Annotated in this window: 3 protein-coding genes and 1 pseudogene; 1 reads left to right on the forward strand and 3 read right to left on the reverse strand. The window is 57.0% G+C overall.

All coding sequences use genetic code 11. The annotated features are described in order from the left end of the window. Window positions 1–176: 176 nt before the first annotated feature. A complete protein-coding gene (gene guaA / locus BBW68_RS13435) occupies window positions 177–1757 on the reverse strand; it encodes a glutamine-hydrolyzing GMP synthase (RefSeq protein ID WP_070135741.1) in 1581 nt (526 codons plus the stop codon). A gap of 85 nt (window positions 1758–1842) precedes the next feature. Continuing rightward, window positions 1843–3309: an IMP dehydrogenase gene (guaB, locus tag BBW68_RS13440; RefSeq protein WP_070135742.1), complete on the reverse strand. Its 1467-nt coding sequence runs from the start codon at window positions 3307–3309 to the stop codon at window positions 1843–1845. A 169-nt stretch (window positions 3310–3478) separates the two neighbouring features. Between guaB and xseA the strand changes: the two genes are divergently transcribed. Further along, window positions 3479–4852: an exodeoxyribonuclease VII large subunit gene (gene xseA / locus BBW68_RS13445; RefSeq protein ID WP_070135743.1), complete on the forward strand. Its 1374-nt coding sequence runs from the start codon at window positions 3479–3481 to the stop codon at window positions 4850–4852. A gap of 106 nt (window positions 4853–4958) precedes the next feature. Here xseA and BBW68_RS17105 read toward each other — a convergent pair. Beyond that, window positions 4959–5188: pseudogene (locus BBW68_RS17105) on the reverse strand (hypothetical protein); the annotation flags it as partial.

Consider the following 5188-nt stretch of genomic DNA (forward strand, 5'->3'; position numbering starts at 1 on the left):
TCCATGTTTTTATCGGTACGTAGAGTATACCTTTCGGGTAATACCGTCACCTGTACCGTCGAAAAATGTGATGTAGAGTGAATAGATATGAGTAGATATAAACAAAAACCCTCTGCAATTACAGAGGGTTAAAGGTGAGATTGAATAGATATGATGAGCTATGAGCTAGCTATACATCATTCCCACTCGATCGTCGCCGGTGGCTTACCGGAGATATCGTAAACCACGCGCGAAATGCCATCGACTTCATTGATGATACGGTTGGAAATGTGGCCGAGGAAGTCGTACGGCAGGTGTGCCCAGTGCGCGGTCATAAAGTCGATAGTCTCGACGGCACGCAGGGAAACCACCCAGTGGTACTTACGACCATCGCCCATCACGCCTACGGAGCGCACCGGCAGGAACACGGTGAACGCCTGGCTCACCTTGTTGTACATGTCGGCTTTATGCAGCTCTTCGATGAAGATAGCATCGGCGCGACGCAGCAGGTCGCAGTACTCTTTCTTCACTTCGCCCAGCACACGTACGCCAAGGCCCGGGCCCGGGAACGGGTGACGGAACAGCATCGCGTGCGGCAGGCCGAGTTCCAGGCCGATTTTACGCACTTCGTCTTTAAACAGCTCACGCAGCGGCTCAACTAGCCCCATCTTCATCTCTTTCGGCAGACCACCGACGTTGTGGTGTGATTTGATCACGTGCGCTTTGCCGGTAGCAGAGGCGGCGGATTCAATCACGTCCGGGTAGATGGTGCCCTGTGCCAGCCACTTCACGTTTTCCAGCTGCAGCGCCTGCTCGTCGAACACTTCGACGAACACGCGACCGATGATCTTACGTTTCGCTTCCGGCTCGGCTTCGCCTGCCAGCGCGTCGAGGAAGCGTTTTTCACCTTCGACATGGATGATGTTCAGACCGAAGTGGTCGCCAAACATCTCCATGACCTGCTCTGCTTCGTTCAGGCGCAGCAGGCCGTTATCGACAAATACGCAGGTCAGACGGTCGCCAATCGCGCGGTGCAGCAGCATTGCGGTCACGGAGGAGTCGACGCCGCCGGACAGGCCGAGGATCACTTTGTCGTTACCGATCTGCTCGCGCAGCCGTTCAACGGCATCTTCGATGATTTTGGCTGGGGTCCACAGGGCTTCACACTGGCAGATATAGCGCACGAAGCGCTCCAGCAGGCGCAGACCCTGGCGGGTGTGGGTCACTTCCGGGTGGAACTGCACGCCGTAGAAACGCTTTTCTTCGTTGGCTATAATGGCAAACGGGCAGGTATCAGTGCTGGCAACGGTAACGAAGTCAGACGGGATCGCCGTCACTTTGTCGCCGTGGCTCATCCACACGTCCAGCAGCGGCTTTCCAGCAGCGCTGATGGCGTCTTCGATATCGCGGGTCAGCGCGCTCTGGGTTTTCACTTCCACCTGCACGTAACCAAATTCGCGCTCGCCGGAACCTTCCACTTTGCCGCCCAGCTGCTGTGCCATGGTCTGCATGCCGTAGCACACGCCCAGCACCGGCACACCGGCGTTAAACACATAGTCTGGCGCACGCGGGCTGCCATGCTCGGTGGTACTTTCTGGGCCGCCGGAAAGGATGATGCCGTTCGGGTTGAACCCGCGGATCTGCTCTTCGGTGACGTCCCACGCCCACAGTTCACAGTACACGCCTAGTTTACGCACGCGGCGCGCAACCAGCTGAGTATACTGTGAACCAAAATCAAGGATCAGTATGCGATGCTTATGAACATTTTCCGTCGTCATTACGCTATTCCAGGGCGATGTAGTACAAATTCGGGATTAGGTTTAAACGCCCGGCTAAAGAAGCCGGGTGGGCAATACGGGGTTGTTATGAACCCATACGGTAGTTCGGGGACTCTTTGGTGATGGTCACGTTGTGAACGTGACTCTCCTGAATCCCGGCACCGCTGATGCGAACGAATTCCGCTTTGGTGCGCAGGTCATAGATAGTAGCACAGCCGGTCAGGCCCATACAGGAACGCAGGCCGCCCATTTGCTGATGGGTGATAGCCTTCAGGAATCCTTTGTAAGCCACGCGGCCTTCTATACCTTCCGGCACTAGCTTGTCAGCGGCGTTATTGGTCTGGAAGTAGCGGTCTGAAGAGCCTTTAGACATCGCGCCCAGTGAACCCATGCCGCGATAGGACTTAAATGAACGACCTTGGTAGAGTTCGATTTCGCCCGGAGATTCGTCAGTACCTGCCAGCATCGAGCCAACCATCACCGCAGAAGCGCCTGCGGCGATAGCTTTGGCAATGTCGCCAGAGAAACGGATACCGCCATCGGCGATAACCGGAACACCAGTACCTTCCAGCGCGGCTACCGCGTCAGAAACGGCGGTGATCTGTGGTACACCCACGCCGGTCACGATGCGGGTGGTACAGATTGAGCCAGGACCAATACCGACTTTCACCGCGCTGACGCCCGCTTCCACCAGCGCCAGCGCGCCAGCGCCGGTTGCCACGTTACCGCCTACGATCTGCAGCTCAGGGTATTTTTCACGGGTGGCACGAATACGCTGCAGAACGCCTTCGGAGTGGCCGTGTGAGGAGTCGATCAGCAGCACGTCAACACCGGCTGCAACCAGCGCATCCACGCGCTCTTCGTTACCCGCACCGGCACCGACAGCGGCACCGACACGCAGGCGTCCGTGTTCGTCTTTACAGGCGTTAGGTTTACGTTCAGCTTTCTGGAAGTCTTTAACGGTGATCATGCCCAGCAGATGGAAGCTGTCGCCCACCACCAGTGCTTTTTCGACGCGTTTTTCGTGCATTTTGTGCAGTACCACTTCGCGCGCTTCACCCTCTTTCACCGTCACTAGGCGCTCTTTCGGCGTCATCACGGCAGAAACTGGCAGGCTCAGGTCGGTAACAAAGCGCACGTCACGTCCGGTGATAATACCCACCAGTTCGTTTTCGCCGTTCACTACCGGGTAGCCGGCAAAGCCGTTACGTTCGGTCAGTGCTTTCACTTCGCTCAGGGCAGTGGTCGGTAACACGGTCTGTGGGTCGGTGACCACGCCGCTTTCATGTTTCTTCACCTTGCGCACTTCTTCAGCCTGGCACTCGATGGACATGTTTTTGTGGATAAAGCCCAGACCACCTTCCTGCGCCAGTGCAATAGCCAGATCTGCTTCGGTCACGGTATCCATTGCAGCGGACAACATGGGAATGTTTAAACGGATAGTTTTGGTGAGCTGGGTGCTGAGGTCGGTCGTGTTTGGCAGTACAGTCGAGTGAGCAGGAACGAGCAGAACGTCGTCAAATGTCAGGGCTTCTTTAGCGATTCTTAGCATGGCAATATCTCAACCTCAGGGTAAATGAGAACTTGTAAAATATTGCCGCGGCACTATACAGGGCGTAATCGATTGCCTCCAGCATTATTTACGAAAACTCTTGCTCCCCCCGGTGAGCCATGTAGTATCGGTTAACTAACCCTCTGATTTAAAATTTGATCTTCATTACATGTCGCTACCGCCAACCGCCAATATTTTTACCGTCAGCCGTCTGAACAGTATAGTGCGCAAGCTGCTGGAGATGGAAATGGGCCAGGTCTGGCTGAGCGCGGAAATCTCGAATTTCTCTCAGCCCTCTTCCGGCCACTGGTACTTCACCTTGAAGGATGAAGGTGCCCAAGTGCGCTGCGCGATGTTTCGCAACAGCAACCGCCTCGTCACCTTCCACCCACAAAACGGTCAGCAGATACTGGTGCATGCCACCATCACGCTGTATGAACCGCGCGGCGATTACCAGCTGATTGCCGAGAGCATGCAGCCGGCTGGCGATGGCCTGTTACAGCAGCAGTTCGAGCAGCTGAAGCAGCGCCTGATGGCCGAAGGTCTGTTTGAGCAAGACCACAAACAGCCACAGCCGGACCCGGCGCGTCAGGTCGGGGTGATCACCTCCGCCAGCGGAGCCGCGCTACACGACGTCCTGCGCGTGCTACAGCGACGCGATCCGTCACTGCCGGTAGTAATCTACCCGACTCAGGTACAGGGCGCAGAAGCGCCCTCAGGCATCGTCAGAGCCATTGAGCTGGCGAATGCGCGCAATGAGTGTGATGTCCTGATTGTCGGGCGCGGCGGCGGCTCGCTGGAAGATTTGTGGAGCTTTAACGACGAACGCGTGGCTCGGGCAATTTTTGCCAGCCGCATTCCGATCGTCAGCGCCGTTGGCCATGAAACCGACGTCACCATTGCCGATTTCGTCGCTGACCTGCGCGCGCCGACCCCTTCCGCCGCGGCAGAGCTGGTCAGCCGCAATCAGATTGAGCTGCTACGCCTGCTGCAATCCCAGCAGCAGCTCATGGAAATGGCGATGGATTACTACCTCGCACAGCAGCAGCGCACCTTGACACGCCTGCAGCATCGCCTGCAGCAGCAGCATCCGCAGCTGCGCCTAGCACGCCAGCAGACGGCGCAGCTGCGAATGCAGCGCCGTCTGGATGACGCCGTGCAGCAGCTGCTGCGCCAAGCGACACGCCAGCAGGAGCAGATCGGCGAGCGCCTGAACGCCATCCGCCCGGAGATGCGTATTGAGCGCGCCAGCCAGCAATTGCAGCAGTGGCACTACCGCCTGCAGCAGGCGATGCAGCAGCAGCTTAACGGCAATAAACAGCGCTTTGGCAACCTTGCCGCGCAGCTGGAGGGCGTCAGCCCGCTGGCGACACTGGCACGCGGTTTCAGCGTCACCACCGCGGCCGACGGCCAAGTGATCAAAAAAACTAAACAGCTGCACCCCGGCGACATGCTGAAAACCCGTCTTGACGATGGCTGGGTAAAGAGTGAAGTCACCGCGATTACTTCGGTGAAAAAAGCGCGTAAGCACAGCGTTTCCTGATTTCGCTTGGCTAATCCCTGACGACACATCTCAGCGGTGGTTTATTTAGCCAGCAACCAGCTGTTCGATCTCCGCGAAAGTTTGTTGCGGAGATCAGGATGTACTACTTACCTGTTTTCGGTGATTTGTAGCTGATAGGGCCACCTTGGCTGCCCACTGGCAGACGAGCTTTCTACACTTCTTTACCGGTTGAGGTATCGAAGGCGCGCAGGTAGTAATCCTGAGTCCCTGCGATGAACACCAGGCCACCCTGCGTTGCCAGCGTGCCTCCCAGCGTCGGCATACCAACCGGCATTGGCGCACGCATTTTGATACCAAATGAACGTAGCGCCCTTA

It is taken from the genome of Candidatus Erwinia dacicola (assembly GCF_001756855.1).
GTDB lineage: Bacteria > Pseudomonadota > Gammaproteobacteria > Enterobacterales > Enterobacteriaceae > Erwinia > Erwinia dacicola.